The 13,019-nt window shown below is 74.6% G+C and carries 13 protein-coding genes; 8 read left to right on the forward strand and 5 right to left on the reverse strand.

All coding sequences use genetic code 11. The annotated features are described in order from the left end of the window. The first annotated feature begins 1 nt into the window (after position 1). Complete coding sequence (locus tag MICAU_RS09910) at positions 2 to 1,093, forward strand: alpha/beta hydrolase (protein WP_244879744.1); 1,092 nt, start codon at positions 2 to 4, stop codon at positions 1,091 to 1,093. A gap of 74 nt (positions 1,094 to 1,167) precedes the next feature. Here MICAU_RS09910 and MICAU_RS09915 read toward each other — a convergent pair whose 3' ends face one another. Both MICAU_RS09915 and MICAU_RS09920 read right to left on the reverse strand, forming a co-directional pair. Continuing rightward, on the reverse strand, positions 1,168 to 1,803 hold the full coding sequence (locus MICAU_RS09915; protein ID WP_221488115.1) for a helix-turn-helix domain-containing protein: 636 nt from the start codon (positions 1,801 to 1,803) through the stop codon (positions 1,168 to 1,170). Between the two features lie 143 nt (positions 1,804 to 1,946). After that, entirely contained in the window at positions 1,947 to 2,924 is a 978-nt protein-coding gene (locus MICAU_RS09920) for a hypothetical protein (RefSeq protein ID WP_013285162.1), read from the reverse strand. A 141-nt stretch (positions 2,925 to 3,065) separates the two neighbouring features. Between MICAU_RS09920 and MICAU_RS09925 the strand changes: the two genes are divergently transcribed. Genes MICAU_RS09925 through MICAU_RS09940 form a run of 4 tightly spaced genes read left to right on the forward strand, consistent with a single transcriptional unit; the run spans position 3,066 to position 8,095 of the window. Then, positions 3,066 to 3,404, forward strand: coding sequence for a PadR family transcriptional regulator (locus MICAU_RS09925; RefSeq protein ID WP_013285163.1), 339 nt, complete (start codon positions 3,066 to 3,068; stop codon positions 3,402 to 3,404). Continuing rightward, a complete protein-coding gene (locus MICAU_RS09930) occupies positions 3,401 to 4,222 on the forward strand; it encodes an ATP-binding cassette domain-containing protein (protein ID WP_013285164.1) in 822 nt (273 codons plus the stop codon). Before MICAU_RS09925 ends, MICAU_RS09930 begins: the two co-directional genes overlap by 4 nt. Beyond that, positions 4,219 to 4,905, forward strand: coding sequence for an ABC transporter permease (locus MICAU_RS09935; RefSeq protein WP_013285165.1), 687 nt, complete (start codon positions 4,219 to 4,221; stop codon positions 4,903 to 4,905). Before MICAU_RS09930 ends, MICAU_RS09935 begins: the two co-directional genes overlap by 4 nt. A 52-nt stretch (positions 4,906 to 4,957) precedes the next feature. Next, a complete protein-coding gene (locus MICAU_RS09940; protein ID WP_013285166.1) occupies positions 4,958 to 8,095 on the forward strand; it encodes an ATP-binding protein in 3,138 nt (1,045 codons plus the stop codon). On the opposite strand, the gene MICAU_RS09945 is transcribed toward MICAU_RS09940, so the two are convergent. Together MICAU_RS09945 and MICAU_RS09950 are read right to left on the reverse strand one after the other, a co-directional pair. Then, positions 8,079 to 8,825 (reverse strand): ABC transporter permease, encoded by a 747-nt coding sequence (locus MICAU_RS09945; RefSeq protein WP_013285167.1) that lies wholly within the window; start codon positions 8,823 to 8,825, stop codon positions 8,079 to 8,081. The two genes, MICAU_RS09940 and MICAU_RS09945, sit on opposite strands and share 17 nt — an antisense overlap. Then, entirely contained in the window at positions 8,822 to 9,763 is a 942-nt protein-coding gene (locus MICAU_RS09950; protein ID WP_013285168.1) for a daunorubicin resistance protein DrrA family ABC transporter ATP-binding protein, read from the reverse strand. Before MICAU_RS09950 ends, MICAU_RS09945 begins: the two co-directional genes overlap by 4 nt. Positions 9,764 to 9,856: 93 nt before the next feature. On the opposite strand from MICAU_RS09950, the gene MICAU_RS09955 reads away from it, so the two are divergent. From MICAU_RS09955 to MICAU_RS09965, 3 genes are all read left to right on the forward strand, one after another. After that, positions 9,857 to 10,426: a DUF4240 domain-containing protein gene (locus MICAU_RS09955; protein WP_013285169.1), complete on the forward strand. Its 570-nt coding sequence runs from the start codon at positions 9,857 to 9,859 to the stop codon at positions 10,424 to 10,426. A 77-nt stretch (positions 10,427 to 10,503) separates the two neighbouring features. Next, positions 10,504 to 11,583, forward strand: a complete 1,080-nt coding sequence (locus MICAU_RS09960; protein WP_013285170.1) for a DUF3800 domain-containing protein — start codon at positions 10,504 to 10,506, stop codon at positions 11,581 to 11,583. Continuing rightward, positions 11,580 to 12,569: a BtrH N-terminal domain-containing protein gene (locus MICAU_RS09965; protein WP_013285171.1), complete on the forward strand. Its 990-nt coding sequence runs from the start codon at positions 11,580 to 11,582 to the stop codon at positions 12,567 to 12,569. The genes MICAU_RS09960 and MICAU_RS09965 overlap by 4 nt, the downstream gene beginning before the upstream one ends. A 3-nt stretch (positions 12,570 to 12,572) precedes the next feature. On the opposite strand, the gene MICAU_RS09970 is transcribed toward MICAU_RS09965, so the two are convergent. After that, complete coding sequence (locus MICAU_RS09970) at positions 12,573 to 12,998, reverse strand: VOC family protein (protein WP_013285172.1); 426 nt, start codon at positions 12,996 to 12,998, stop codon at positions 12,573 to 12,575. Positions 12,999 to 13,019: the final 21 nt, after the last annotated feature.

The following is a 13,019-nucleotide window of genomic DNA, read 5'->3' on the forward strand; positions in this document are numbered from 1 at the left end:
GGTGCGGCTCACCGTCCTGGTCGGCCCCGGCCTGGTGGCCGACGCGGCCCTGCTGGCGTCGCTGACCGCCGCCACCTGCGCCGAACTCGACGTCTCCGGCGGGGTCGTCACCGCTGCCTCGGCCGACGAGATGCGCGTGCTGCTCGCCGCGACCGACCAGCCGGTGGTGGTGCTCCCCGGCCCCACGGCTGCGGCCCGTGCCCTGATCGGCGCGCAGCCGTCCGGCGTGGTCTGGTACGACCTCACAGTCGAGCCGTCGGTGCCCGGCGCGGTCCACCTGGCCGGGCGGGGACTGTGGGGCCTGACCTGGGCGATCCGGCACGCCGTGCACCGCCTCCGTGCGCCGGCCACCCGGATCGCCTACGGCCCGGACCCGGACCAGTGGGGCGACCTGCGGCTGCCGTCCACCCCGGACGCCGGGCCGGCGCCGGTCGCGGTGCTGCTGCACGGCGGGTTCTGGCGGTCCATCTGGGGCGCGGACCTGATGGACGCGCTCGCCGTCGACCTGGCCCGGCGCGGGTACGCGAGCTGGAACCTGGAGTACCGGCGTCCGGACCGGCACGGCTGGGACGCGACCACACAGGACGTGCAGGCGGGCCTCCTCGCGTTGCGGGAACCGGCCCGCGACCGGTTGGTCGACCTGGACCGGATCGTCGTGCTGGGACACTCGGCGGGCGGGCAGCTCGCGTTGCGCGCCGCGGCGGACCTCGCCGCGCGTACGAGCGGGCCGCGTGTCGCGCTCGCGGTGTCGCTGGCCGGGGTGCTCGACCTCACCGAGGGCGAGCGGCGCTACCTCGGCGACGGCGCGGTCGCCGCGGCGCTGGGCGGCTCACCGTTGACGGCACCACGCCGGTACGCCGAGAGCGACCCGATGCTCCGCCTGCCGACAGGGGTGCCCACACTGCTCGTGCAGGGAACGGAGGACAGCCTCGACCTCGTCGACGCCAACCGGCGCTACGCCGCCGCGGCGGCAGCCGCCGGGGACGAGATCCGCCACCTCGAACAGCCGGGGGACCACTTCGCCGTCATCGACCCGGCCTCGGCCGTCTGGCAGGACACGATGACCGCCGTGGACGCACGCCTCGGCCGCTGACGCCGGACGCTGAATCGCCCTCCAGGTTCACCTACGTGAACACGGAGGGCGATTCGTGGTGCCCGGGGCGCGGGTCAGAACAGGCGGGGCGTGACCACCGAGACCACAGTCGTCACCGCGTCGGTGTCGTTGTAGAGCTGGTGCGGCACCGACGAGCGCAGGTGCACGCTGTCGCCCGGGAACAGCCGGTGCTCGACGCCCTCGACCTCGTAGAGCAGCTCGCCGGAGATGACGTACGCGAACTCCTCGCCCCGGTGACCGTACGCGTTCTCCCGGCGCCCGCCCGGCGCGATGTGCACGAGCATCGGTTCGAGCACCAGGTCCGGCCCGCGGTCGGAGAGCATGCGGTAGGTCTGCTGCCCGGACACGTACTGCGTGGCGGCCGTCTCCGCCCTGGTCAGCGTGAAGTGCCGGGGAAGCGAGGAGACGGTGCTGTCCGGTGCGGCGGTGCCGGCGTCGAAGAAGTCGGCCACCGACCGGTCGAGCGCCTTGGCGACGCTGCCGAGCGCGGTCAGCCCGATGGAGGAGATGCCCCGCTCGACCTGGGACAGGAAGCCGATGGACAGCCCGGAGCGGGAGGCGAGGCCGCGCAGCGTCAGCCCGCGCTCCTTGCGGTAGCGCCGGATCCGGCCGCCGACGACGCCCGCGGGCGTGTTCTCGTCCGCGGCGCCACCGGAGCCGGCCTGCTCCGACGGCGGCTGACTGTTCATGGGCCGCACGGGGACCTCCTGTCGAGGCGGCGGGACGTCCGCCGGGATGTTCGATGGTATCGAACATCCCGGCCGGTCCGCGAGGGGCCGTGCGGCCGGTTCCCCCACGTCGTCCCGGGTGGACCGCGGCCGGCGTCGCCCGCCTACCGCTTCACCAGGTTGCGCAGCGCCCCGAGCAGCGATCGGTGGCTTACCTCGGCGTAGATCTTCTTGTCCGAGCCGTACAGGACCACGTACGGGCACTGCTGGTCGTCCCCGCCCATGGTCTTGTCCAGCAGTCGGCGGCCGGTCGCCACCTCGTACACCCGCAGGCGGTAGGTGGCCTTCAGCAGCGTCAGCGTGTCCGGCTTCGGGTCGTCGTAGCGGCACTTGCGGATCGTCGCGCCGGTGCTCGTGCGATCCAGGCAGGCGACCATCTGCACGGTCTTCGGGTCCTCCGACGCCCAGGTCCGCTCCACCCGCTTCGACAGGCCCTCGTCGTAGTAGTAGACCTGGTCGTGGCGGCGGTTGCCCGTGCCCAGGTCGGTGCCGACGAGCAGTGCCACCGGGTGCGGCGCCGCTCCGGTGCGCCTCGGCGACTGCGGGAAGTAGAGAACGCCGTCGCACACGTCGTTGAGATCGGAGATCTGCGCCGCCGGGAAGTCGCTCGGCTGCGGCCCGCGCGCCGACGGCTCCGCGCTCGCCGTCGCACCCGGCGTGGGCGTCGCGCCGGACGACCGCCAGGGCGCCACCGGCGGCGCGGCGGGCTCCCGCCCGGCCGTCTCGCGGGGCGAGGAACCCAGCAGGAACGCGCCGCCGATCAGGCCCGAGCACGCCACCAGCAGCAGCACGCTCAGCACCGCGACGGCGACGACCAGACCGCGGCTGCGGCCGGACGACGGCGGGCCGGGTGGCGGGTACGGCCCGAACGGCGCAGCCGGCGTGGCCGGACCGTACGGCGGACCAGCGATGGGCGGCCCGTAACCCGGAACGGGCGACCCGTGACCCGGCCCGGTGGCGGGCGGTGGTGGCGGCCCGGGAACGCCGGGCGGCTCGCCGGCCGGCCGCATCCAGGCGGTCTCTCCCCGCTGTTCCGCGTCCCCCGCCGGTCCCTGCTCGGATCCGGCCCCCGTGTCGGACATGCGCATTCCCCCGTCGAACCTGTGCGGAGGGCGCAACCTATCAGCCTCGCCGGACCGGAGGAGGCCCCACTAGGTGGTTGCGCTACCTAGGTAGCGGCGCTACCGTCCGGATGTCGTCCGATCGGGACAGTGCGGAGCGGGATGAACCAGGAACGGCGGGCGCAGTGGCTGCGCGGGGTGCTCGACCTCTGCGTGCTCGCGCTGCTGAGCCGGGGCGAGTCCTACGGCTACGAGCTGTCCCAGGCGCTGCGGGCCCACGGGCTGGGCGCCGTGCAGGGCGGCACCCTCTATCCGGTGCTGCTGCGGTTGCAGCGCTCCGGCCTGCTCACCGCGCACTGGCGGGAGGGCGGGACCGGGCCCGCGAGGAAGTACTACCGGATCAGCCCGGCCGGCAGCGCGGCGTTGCGGGCGGCCGCGATCGACTGGAGCGCCTTCGCGTCGAGCGTGGGCACGATACTGCGCGAGGAGCCGAAGCGGTGAACCACGAACCCTGGCTCGCCGCCCTGACCGGCGAGCTGCGCCGGCACGGGGTGGGGCCCGACCTGACCGGTCACGTCGTCGCCGAGGCGGCCACCCACCTGCTCGACAGCGGGGAGTCGCCGCTGCGGGTCTTCGGCGCGCCGGAGACGTACGCCCGGGCGGTGGTCGACAGCCTCGGTGGCCCCGACGTGCGACCGCCGCGCCGCCAGCCCGGACCGGTGCGGCTCGCCGCGCGCGGCATCACCAAGCGCTACCGGGGGCGGACCGTCCTGGACCGGGTCGACCTCACCGTCCGGGCGGGCCAGATCGCGGCGGTGGTCGGTGCCAACGGCGCCGGCAAGAGCACCTTCCTGCGGATCTGCGCCGGCCTGCTGAGCCCGGAGGCGGGCACCGTCGAGGTGCACGGCACGCTCGGCTACTGCCCGCAGGACGGCGGCACCGCCGAGTTCCTCAGCCCGGACGAGCACTTCGTGCTGATCGGCGCCGGCCGGGGGCTGGGCCGGACGGCGGCCCGTCGGGCCGGTCGCGCGGAGGCGGCCGGGCTGGAGTGGACACCGCCGCGACGCATCCAGGCCCGGCACCTCTCCGGCGGCACACGGCAGAAGCTCAACCTGGTGCTGGCCCGGCTCGGCGAGCCGGACGTGCTGCTCCTCGACGAGCCCTACCAGGGGTTCGACAGGGGCACCTACCTCGACTTCTGGCACGAGGTGTGGCGCTGGCGCGACGCCGGCAAGGCCGTCGTGGTCGTCACCCACCTGCTCAACCAGCTCGACCGCGTCGACGTCGTGCTCGACCTGGCCGGGGAGCGTGACGCGTGAGCCGGACCCTGGTGGTGGCCGAGGCCGCCCTGCGCGAGCTGCTGCGCCGCCGTACCGTGCTGGTCATCCTGCTGCTGATGCCGCTGGCGTTCTATCTGAGCCGCCGCGGCGACCACCTCGGACAGTCGATCCGCTTCGTCTGCCTCGGCCTGGGCTGGGCGCTCAGCACCGCCGCGCTGTTCGCGGGCAGCGCGGCGCGCGGCATCGAACCCCGCCTGCGGCTCTCCGGCTACGGCAGCCGGCACCTGGTGCTCGGCCGGCTGCTCGCGCTGTGGACCGTCGGCATGCTCCTCTCCACTCCGTACTTCCTGCTCGTCCTGGCCGACCAGCGCGACGTCCGGTACGGCGCGATCGCCCTGATCATGGCGCTGACCGTGTTCGTGTCGGTGCCGTTCGGCCTGCTGCTGAGCGCCGTGCTGCCGCGCGAGCTGGAGGGCACGCTGGTGCTGCTCACAGTGGTCGGTCTCCAGATGGTGATGGACCCGGCGGGCAGCGCCACCCGCGCGTTGCCGTTCTGGTTCAGCCGCGAGCTCGCCACGTACGCCGTCGACCACACCGACGGCGGCTACCTCAACCGCGGCCTGACCCACGGGCTGGCCTTCGCTGTCGCACTCACGCTGCTGGTCGTGGCGGCCGCCGCGGTGCGGCTGCGGCAGCGCCGCCACCTGCGCCTGGCCACCTGACCGGCGGGGGCGGCGGACCGGACCCGGTCGCCGGGCGTGGCAGGATCGGCGGGTGCAGATCGGGTTGCTCGGGCCGTTCCAGGTCACCACGGACGGTGGCGTACCGGCCGACGTGCCGGGCGCGCGGCTGCGCGGGCTGCTGGCCGCCCTCGCGCTCCAGCCCGGCCGCGTGGTCCCGAAGGCGACGCTCGTCGACTGGATCTGGGGCGAGCAGCCGCCCGCCGACGCCGCGAACGCGCTGCAACGGCTGGTCTCCCGGCTGCGCAAGGCGCTGCCGGCGGGCGCCGTCGACGGGCTGCCCGACGGCTACCGGCTCGCCGTCGAGCCCGACGCCGTCGACGCCGTACGGTTCGAGCGTCTCGTCCGCCGGGCCCGCGACGGCGACGGGCCGCAGCGGGTACGGCTGCTGCGCGAGGCGCTGGGCCTGTGGCGCGGCGACGCGCTGCGCGACATCGGCCTGCCCGACAGTCCGGCGCTCGACGCGGCGGCCACCCGGCTGGAACGGCTGCGCCTGACCGCGACGGAGGACCGGTACGACGCCGAGATCGGGCTCGGCCGGGAGGCCGACCTGATCCCGGAGCTGACCGACCTGGTGGCCGCCCATCCCGTGCGCGAGCGGCTCGCCACGGCGCTGATGCGCGCGCTCGTCGCGGCCGGCCGCGACACCGAGGCGCTGCTGGTCTACCAGCGCACCGCCGACGCGCTCGCCGACGCGCTGGGCGCCGACCCGTCGCCGGAGCTGTCGGCGCTGCACGTCGCCCTGCTGCGCGGCGAGACGGTACGCCGGGAGGACACCCGCCGCACCAACCTGCGCGCCGAGCTGACCAGCTTCGTCGGCCGGGACGCCGACCTCACCGCGGTCGGCACGCTGGTGGCCGAGCACCGGCTCACCACGCTCACCGGCCCGGGCGGCTCCGGGAAGACCAGGCTGGCCACGGAGACCGGGCGCCGGATGACGGGCGACCTGCCGGACGGCGTGTGGCTGGTGGAGTTCGCCGCCGTCAGCGCCGGCGGGGACGTGGTGCAGGCGACGATCTCCGGGCTCGGCCTGCGCGACGCGCTGCTCGGCGACGCGGGCAGCGCGGAACCGGCCGACCGGCTCGTCGCGGCGATCCGGGACCGGGAGATGCTGCTGATCCTGGACAACTGCGAACACGTCGTCGACCAGGCGGCGGCGCTGGCGCACCGGCTGCTCGGCGAGTGCCGGCGGCTGCGGATCCTGGCCACGAGCCGGGAACCGCTCGGCATCACCGGGGAGGCGCTGTGGCCGGTCGCGCCGCTGGGCCTGCCGGACGGCGACGCCCCGATCGCCGAGGTCGAGTCGTCGCCCGCCGTGCGCCTGCTGCGGGACCGGGCCGCGGCGGTACGCCGGGACCTCGCCTTCGACGCCCGGGCCGCGACGACGATGGCGCGGATCTGCCGGGCGCTCGACGGCATGCCGCTGGCGATCGAACTGGCCGCGGCGCGGCTGCGCACCATGTCCGTCGACCAGCTCGCCACCCGGCTCGACGACCGGTTCCGGCTGCTCACCGGCGGCAGCCGGACCGCCCTGCCCCGGCACCGGACGCTGCGCGCGATGGTCGACTGGAGCTGGGAACTGCTCAGCGACGCCGAACGCGCGGTGCTGCGCCGGCTGTCGGTGTTCTCCGGCGGGGCGAGCCTGGACGCGGCCGAGCGGGTCTGCGCCGGCGGCGCCGTCGAGCCGGGCGACGTGCTCGACCTGCTCACCGCGCTGACCGACAAGTCGCTGCTGGTCGCCGCCGGTGACGTCGCGCCGCACTACCGCATGCTCGGCACGATCAAGGAGTACGCCGCGCAGCGGCTCGCCGAGGCGGGGGAGGCGGACCTCGCCCGTCGCGCGCACCTGGCGTACTTCACCGAGCTGGCCGAGACCGCCGAGCCGCGGCTGCGCCGCGCCGACCAGCTCACCTGGCTCGCCCGGCTGGAAGCCGAGCACGACAACATCACCGCAGCCGTGCGGGGGGCGCTCGCCGCGGGTGAGGGGCGCGAGGCGATGCGGCTCGCGGCCGGCGCCGGCTGGTACTGGTGGCTCGGCGGCCACCGGACCGAGGGCATGGAACTGATCATCGCGGCCACCGAGGCGCCCGGCGACGTGCCCGACGACATCCGAGCCGTGGTGTACGGACTCGTGGTGCTGTTCCTCAGCTCCGGGCCGGGCGACGCGCAGCACGCGGCCGAGTGGATCCACAAGGCGTACCGGTTGAGCGGCGAAGGCCACGGTGGTCACCCGGAGCTGGCCCTGGTCGTGCCGATGGAGCGCATGCTGCGGGAGCCGGACGCGCTGCTGCCCGCCTGGGAGTCGCTGCTCGACCACGAGGACCCGTGGGTACGCGCGCTGGCCCGGCTGCACCTGGGCAAGCTGCGGGTCATCCTCGGCGTCGAGGCGGCGCAGGCGGAGGCGTGCCTGCGGCAGGCGCTCGCCGAGTTCCGGGCGGTCGGTGAACGCTTCGGGATCTCGTTCGCACTCAGCGAGCTGGCCGAGCTGATCGCCGTACGCGGTGACGTCGCCGCCGCCTGCGACTACTACGAGCAGGCGGTCACGGCGGTCACCGAGGTCGGCGCCGTCGAGGACGTGATCCGGATGCGGGCGCGGCTGGCCTGGCTGTACCGGCTGGGCGGCGACGAGACGGCGAGCGCCGCCGCGCTGGCCGAGGCGCACCGGCTCGCCGCGGGGGTCGCCTGGCCGGGCGCGCTGGCCGAGCTGGCGCTGGTCCGGGCGTACCTGGCCCGCCACGACGGTGACGCGGACGAGGCGTACGCGCAGCTGCGGTCGGTGTCGGCGCTGCTCGGCGACGAGGCGGACCTGGCGAGTGTCCGGGCGGGCACCCAGGATCTGCTGGGTTACCTGGCCGAGGACGTCGAGCAGGCTCGTACCCATCGGGCGGCGGCGTGCCGGGCGGCGCGCGAGGGTGGCTACGCGCCGCTGACCGCGCAGGTGCTCGTCGGTGTCGCGGACCTGGCGGTGCGGCTGGACCGGCCGGACCACGCGGCGCGGCTGCTCGGCGCCGCCACCGCGGTACGCGGGCTGCCCGACCGCGCCCACCCCGACGTGCCGCGGATCGAGGCGGCGGCGCGCGACCGCCTCGGCGACGCGGAGTTCGCCGAGGCGGTCGCACAGGGCCGGGAGACCGGCTGGGAGCGGCTGGTCGAGATCACGCTCGCTTCGTGAACGTGGACCGCGCCCACAGGTAGCCGACCACCGCGATGCCGGCGCACCAGACGACCGCGGGGATCACGTCGCCGGCCGACGGCGCGCCGTCGAGCAGGCCGCGCAGGGTCTCGATGATCGGCGTGAACGGCTGGTACTCGGCGAACTGCCGCAGTCCCGGCCCCATCTTGTCGGCGGGCACGATCGCGCTGCTGAAGAACGGCAGCAGGACCAGCGGCACGGAGGCCATGCCCGCCGACTCCGGCGACTTCGCGAACAGGCCCAGCGCGACTGTGAACCAGCTGACGGCGACGCTGAGCAGCACCACCACGCCGGCCACGCCGAGCCAGTGCAGGGGATCGGCGGCCGGGCGGAAGCCGAGCAGGAACGCCACCCCGACCAGGGCCGCGACCGCGAGGACGTTCGTCAGCACGGTGGCGACGACGTGGCCGGTCAGCACCGCGCCCCGGGAGACGTGCATGACCTTGAAACGGTTGATGATGCCCTTGGTCATGTCGGAGTTCACCGACGTCGCGGTGCCGCCGAGGCCGTAGCAGACCGCCAGCAGCATCAGGCCCGGCGTCGCGTAGTCGACGTAGTCGACGCCGACGGAGAACGCGTCGCCGAGCATGTATACGAACATCAGCATGACGATGATCGGCATCAGCACCGCGTTGAACACCGAGGTCGGGTTGCGGCGCAGGTGCGTCAGGTTGCGGCGCAGCATGACGACCGAGTGGTTTCTGCTCATCTGGCGGCCACCTCCGGGGTACGGCCCGTCAGGGCCAGGAAGACGTCGTCGAGGTCGGGGGTCTGCACGGACAGGTCGTCGGCGTTGATCGCGTGCGCGTCGAGCCGGTCGAGCAGGGCGCGCAGCGCCGCGGTTCCGCCGTCGGCGGGCACCCGCAGCGCCAGCGCCTCCTCGTCGCGTACCGCCTCGGGCAGCACCAGCGCCGCCGCGTCGAGTTCGGCGACGGTGCCGAACCGCAACCGCACGTGCGTGCCGGGGATCCGGCGCTTCAGCTCCTCCGGCGTGCCCTGGGCGACCAGCCGGCCCTGGTCGAGCACCGCGATCCGGTCGGCGAGACGGTCGGCCTCGTCGAGGTACTGGGTGGTGAGGAAGACCGTCACGCCGCCTGCGACCAGATCCCTGATGATCGACCACATGGTGCGGCGGCTGCGCGGGTCCAGCCCGGTCGTCGGCTCGTCCAGGAAGATGATCCGCGGCTCGCCGACCAGCGTCATCGCCAGGTCCAGCTTGCGGCGCATGCCCCCGGAGTACGTCGACACCGGCTTGTCGGCGGCCTCGACCAGGTCGAACCGTTCCAGCAACTCCGCGACGACCCGCTTGCCGGGCACGCGGTTGCGCGGGCCGAGGTCGACCATCAGTTGCAGGTTCTCCCGCCCGGTCAGCAGTTCGTCCACCGCCGCGAACTGCCCGGTCACGCCGATCGCCGCGCGGACCGCCTTGGCCTCGGTGACGACGTCGTGCCCGGCCACCCGCACCGACCCGGCGTCGGCGCGGATCAGGGTGGTCAGGATGTTGATCGCTGTCGTCTTGCCGGCTCCGTTCGGGCCGAGCAGGGAGAAGATCGTCCCGGCGGGGACGTCCAGATCGATGCCGTCGAGCACCACCTTGTCCTTGTACGCCTTGCGCAGCCCGGAGACCGTTATCGCTGAACTCGTCATGCGACCACCATGGGCGGCCGTACCGCCACCGCCCTGACACGGCGCTGACACGGCCGCTGACAGCTTGTCGGTGGGCCGGCGTACGGTCCCGCCGTGGATCGGGAGACGTTCTGGGACATCGTGGAGCGGGCGCGTGGCGCTGCGGGCCGCGAGACGGTCACCGCCGAGGGGGCCGACGCGGTGGCCCGGCACCTCGTCGCGGAGCTGTCGGTGCTGAGCCCGGCAGCGATCGTGGGCTTCCAGCAGGCGTACGACGACGTGAATCTGGAGGCGTGGCGCTGGGACCTGTGGGCGGCCGCCTACCTGATGCGCGGCGGCTGCTCGGACGACGGATTCGACTACTTCCGCGGCTGGCTGGTCGCGCAGGGGCGGGCGGTCTGGGAGCGGGCCGTCGCCGATCCCGACTCACTCGCCGAGGCCGGCGTCGACCCGGAAGACGACGCGGTCGAGTGCGAGGCGGTGCTGAGCGCGGCGGGCGACGCCTACGCCGAGGCGACCGGCGCCGGCACCGACGCGTTCTGGGAGGCGCTGGACGCCGCCAACCGGGCTGCAGACGACCGGGCGCCGGCCGACCCGGCCGGTGAGGACTTCGACTTCGACGACGACGAGCAGATGCACGCCCGGCTGCCGCGCCTGACCGCGATCTACCGGCCGCTGGAATGAGCCGGCGCGACCCTCCTCCGGCCCGATCCGGGTTAACCGCTGGTCCGCCGCGGGCCGGGTGGGCGAGCATGGTCGGCATGGCCGGGTCGACGGGTGCGAGGCTGCCGCTGCAGGGTGGGCTGCCACCCGGCGAGGCGCTGACCGGCGCGGTGCTGGAGATCGCCTGCGACGAGTCCGGTTTCTCCGGGACCAACCTGCTCGATCCGGCCACCCCGGTGATCGTCCACGCCAGCGTCGACCTGAGCCGTGACGAGGCCGCTGCGTTGATCCGTACGCTGCGGTCCGGGTTCCGGTTCTCGCCCGACGAGGTCAAGTCCCGGCAGTTCCTGCGCCGCCGCGAGGCCGCCGAGGCGGCGGAGTGGTTCCTGTCCGCGCTGCGCGGCCGGGCGCACGTGCACCTGGTCGACAAGGAGTTCTTCCTCGCCACCCGGGTCGTCGACCTGCTGCTGGCCGAGCCGTCGTACGCGGCGGGCACCCGCCTCGCCGGTGACCGGCGTCAGGCCGCGGCGGCGCTGCACTGGGCCGGGCGGGCGGCCGGACCCGGCTGGGCGGTCTTCCTCGCCGCCGTCGTCGAGATGCTGCGCACCAAGCGGCGGGATCGGGCGGACGACCGGAGCGTGCAACGGTTCTTCGCCGCGCGGGACGCGTTACGGCGTCACGTCGGCGACGAGGCGGCCGGCGCGGTCCTCGACGCGCTCGATCCGGTCCGGGTGGCTGAGGTGCAGGCCAGGTTGTATGCGGGCGACCGGACGATCCCGCCACCGCTGGAGCCGCTGCTGCCGGCGCTGGCCGAGACCGTCCTGCACTGGAGCGGCGGCCGGCGGCGGGTGCTGGTGATCCACGACGAGCAGAGCGCGCTCACCCAGGACCGGCTGCGCCGCCTCCAGGCGGCACTGGCCGCGGTCGACCCGGCCGGTCCGTCACCGCTGGCCGGGCTGGTGATGACCGATTCGCGCGACGACCCGCGCGTCCAGGCCGCCGACCTGCTCGCCGGGGCGGCCCGCCGGATGCCCGGCATCCCCGGCGACGGACCGCTGCGCCCGCTGCTGGCCCCGCCCTCCGGGGACGCCCCGGGCACCGCCGCTGGAGCGCACGATCCGGGCGCCGCCGCAACGCACGATCCGAGCGCCGTGACGGCGGAACAGGAGGCGACGTGATTCTCGACGACGTGACGCCGACCGGCGGGGTGCACTGCGAGACCACCACGCTCGGCGTGCTGACCCGGCACGCGGGCCTGGACCTGTCCGAGCCGATGCTGTTCGGTCTCGGCGAGGGGCTCGGCTTCGTCTACTGGGACGCCAAGGGCATGGACGTGCCGTTCCTCGGCGGGCGCACCAAGCCGCTGTGCGTGACCCGCGCCGCCGCCGGCCGCCTCGGGTTGGACCTGCGCGTCCGGGAGACGACGTCGGCGGCCAGGGCGTGGCGGAACGTCACCGAGGCGCTGGACGCCGGGCACCCGGTCGGCCTGCAACTGGACTCGTACCACCTGGACTACTTCACCACCCGGGTCCACTTCGGCGGGCACACAGTCGCCGTGTACGGCTACGACGACTCACACGCCCACCTGGTCGACACCGCCCAGCAGGGCGGCGCGGTGACCACCACGCTGGACAGCCTGGCCCGGGCCCGCGCCGCGCGTGGGCCGATGACCGCGCGCCACCTGTCGTACACGCTCACCGCGCCTGGCGGCCCGCCGGACCTGGACGCCGCCGTCCGCGCGGCGGTACGCGCCAACGCCGGGGCGTTCCTCGACCCGCCGATCGCCAACCTCGGCCACCGGGGGATCGCCACCGCCGCCGCCCGGGTGACCCGCTGGCTGGACCGCGCCGCCGATCCGGCACGCGACCTTCCGCTCGCCGCGACGCTGATGGAACGCGGCGGCACCGGCGGCGCGCTGTTCCGCACCATGTACCGGGACTTCCTCGCCGAGGCCGCCACCGTCACCGGTGACGCCCACCTGCGCCGGGCACAACTGATGTACGCCGACATCGCGCCGCTGTGGACCGCCGTCGCCGACCACATCGCCACCGCCGGGCGGACCGGGGACGCCACCCACCTGACCCGCGCGTCTGCGGTCCTCGCCGACCTGGCCGTCCGCGAACGCGAGGCGATGACGGTGCTGGCCGCCGTCGACGCCGGGTAGGCGTCAGCCGAGCTGCTCGGCCAGCGCCACGATGACGCCCGCCGGGCCGCGCAGGTAGCAGAGCCGGTAGACCTCCCCGTACTCCGCCACCTCACCGATCAGCTCACCGCCGTGGGCCCGCAGCCGGGCCACCGTGTCGTCGACGTCGTCCACGGCGAACATGACCGACCGCAGGCCCAGCGTGTTCGGCGGCGCGTCCGGCGGTTCGGCGGCGACGAGTGCCGGCGCCCGGAACCGCGTCAGTTCGAGCTTGCCGTGGCCGTCCGGCGTCCGCATCATCGCGATGTCGACCCGCACGCCGTCGATGCCGTTGACCCGGTCCACCCACTGCCCCTCGACCGGCATCTCGCCCTCCACCTCCATCCCGAGTTCGGTGAAGAAGGCGATCGCGGCCGGCAGGTCGTCCACCACGACGCTGACGTGATCCATCCGCTGAAGCGTCACGCCCCG

Source organism: Micromonospora aurantiaca ATCC 27029, from assembly GCF_000145235.1.
Lineage (GTDB): Bacteria > Actinomycetota > Actinomycetes > Mycobacteriales > Micromonosporaceae > Micromonospora > Micromonospora aurantiaca.

Bases quoted from the DNA above. Each gene is read 5' to 3' on its own strand.
- MICAU_RS09915 (WP_221488115.1), bottom strand. From the start codon at position 1,803: ATGAACAGTCAGCCGCCGTCGGAGCAGGCCGGCTCCGGTGGCGCCGCG.
- MICAU_RS09920 (WP_013285162.1), bottom strand. From the start codon at position 2,924: ATGTCCGACACGGGGGCCGGATCCGAGCAGGGACCGGCGGGGGACGCG.
- MICAU_RS09925 (WP_013285163.1), top strand. From the start codon at position 3,066: ATGAACCAGGAACGGCGGGCGCAGTGGCTGCGCGGGGTGCTCGACCTC.
- MICAU_RS09945 (WP_013285167.1), bottom strand. From the start codon at position 8,825: ATGAGCAGAAACCACTCGGTCGTCATGCTGCGCCGCAACCTGACGCAC.
- MICAU_RS09950 (WP_013285168.1), bottom strand. From the start codon at position 9,763: ATGACGAGTTCAGCGATAACGGTCTCCGGGCTGCGCAAGGCGTACAAG.
- MICAU_RS09960 (WP_013285170.1), top strand. From the start codon at position 10,504: ATGGCCGGGTCGACGGGTGCGAGGCTGCCGCTGCAGGGTGGGCTGCCA.
- MICAU_RS09970 (WP_013285172.1), bottom strand. From the start codon at position 12,998: ATGGATCACGTCAGCGTCGTGGTGGACGACCTGCCGGCCGCGATCGCC.